The organism is Mesorhizobium sp. M7A.F.Ca.CA.001.10.2.1 (genome assembly GCF_003998575.1).
In the GTDB taxonomy this organism is placed as follows: domain Bacteria; phylum Pseudomonadota; class Alphaproteobacteria; order Rhizobiales; family Rhizobiaceae; genus Mesorhizobium.
Window position 1 is genome coordinate 1 of sequence record NZ_RZQY01000961.1, and the last position, 1,619, is coordinate 1,619.

A 1,619-nucleotide genomic window follows, 5' to 3' on the forward strand; every position below is an offset into this window, starting at 1 on the left:
CGCCGGGGGTGGTCCGACGGGATTGATGCTGGCAGGCGAACTGGCGCTGGCAGGCGTGGACGTTGCCATTTTCGAAAGGCGACCGGATCAGAAATTGGCAGGATTGCGCGCAGGCGGCCTGCATGCGCGCACTCTTGAGGTGCTCGACCAGCGCGGAATTGTGGATCGGTTTCTTTCACAGGGACAGATATCGCCGTCCGTGGGCTTCCACATGATCCGGTTAGGCATCAGCGATTTTCCCACGCGCCACAATTATCTGCTGGCACTGCGGCAAAACCACATCGAGCGCATCCTGGCCGACTGGGTCGGCGAGTTGAAGGTACCGATCTATCGCGGACACGAGGTTGCGGGGTTTGCCCAGGACGACAGCGGCGTCGATGTCGAACTGTCCACCGGTCACCGCCTGAGGGCCGCATATCTGGTCGGGTGCGACGGAGGCCGCAGCACCATTCGCAAGGCGACCGGTATCGAGTTCGCCGGATGGGATCCGACGATGAGCTGGATGATTGCCGAGGTCGAAATGTCGGAAGAACCGGCATGGGGCTTCCGCAGCAACGCCTCCGGAATTCATGCTCTGGGTAAGATCGAGGGCGGCAAGAAGGTTGGCGTCGTGCTGACGGAGCCCCGCCTGGAGGCGCGCGGCGAACCGACCCTGCGCGAGCTCAGCGAGGCGCTGACTGCCATCTACGGCACCGACTTCGGGGTTCACAGCCCGACCTGGCTCTCCCGCTTCACCGACATGACGCGCCAGGCTGCCGCATATCGCGACCGGCGCGTGCTGCTGGCGGGTGATGCCGCGCACATCCATCCGCCGATGGGCGGACAGGGCCTCAACATCGGCGTGCAGGATGCGGTGAACCTTGGATGGAAGCTGGCCCAAATCATCAAGGGGACATCGCCGCAAAGCCTGCTCGAAAGCTATCACGCCGAGCGCCATCCGGTCGCCGCCCGCGTGTTGCGCAACACGATGGCGCAGGTTGCGCTTCGCCGCACGGATGACCGCAGCAAGGCCTTGGCCGACACCGTTGCCGAGTTGCTCGGCATGGATGAACCCCGCAAGAAAATCGCCGCGGAGGTGTCTGGTCTGGGTGTTCATTACGACCTTGGCGAGGGGCATCCACTGCTTGGGCGGCGAATGCCCGATCTCGATCTGACCACCGCCGGCGGACGGTTGCGGGTCTTCACCTTGCTGCACGACGCGCGGCCCGTGCTGCTCAACCTCGGTGAGCCCGGCAGGCTGGACATCGCGTCCTGGGCTGATCGGGTCCGGCAGATCGACGCCGGTTACGCCGGTATCTGGGACCTCCCGGCTCTCGGGACGGTCGTTTCGCCCGACGCGGTCTTGATCCGGCCCGATGGTTATGTGGCTTGGGCCGGGGCGGGAACCCAACAGGGCCTGGTGGACGCGCTGACCACCTGGTTCGGGCCGCCTGCCACCGCAGGTTAGCAGCCACGATCGAAGCGCGACCGCGCGATCGCCTTGAGAGTATCGCGTCCCTCCCTCCGACAGTGCTCCTGACAGTTGGTTGACAGGAGCTTCCTTCTGTGCAGAAATTGGTTGGACCATTGGACCACTTGGAGGAAATGTGGACCAGAACAGCCTGCCCCCCATTCAGACC

The 1,619-nt window shown here is 64.4% G+C and carries 1 protein-coding gene; it reads left to right on the forward strand.

All coding sequences use genetic code 11. The features are described 5' to 3' along the window. Positions 1-1,447, forward strand: a 1,447-nt coding sequence (locus EN964_RS33955) for an FAD-dependent monooxygenase (RefSeq protein ID WP_127277398.1), incomplete at its 5' end; no start/stop codon positions are given. Positions 1,448-1,619: the final 172 nt, after the last annotated feature.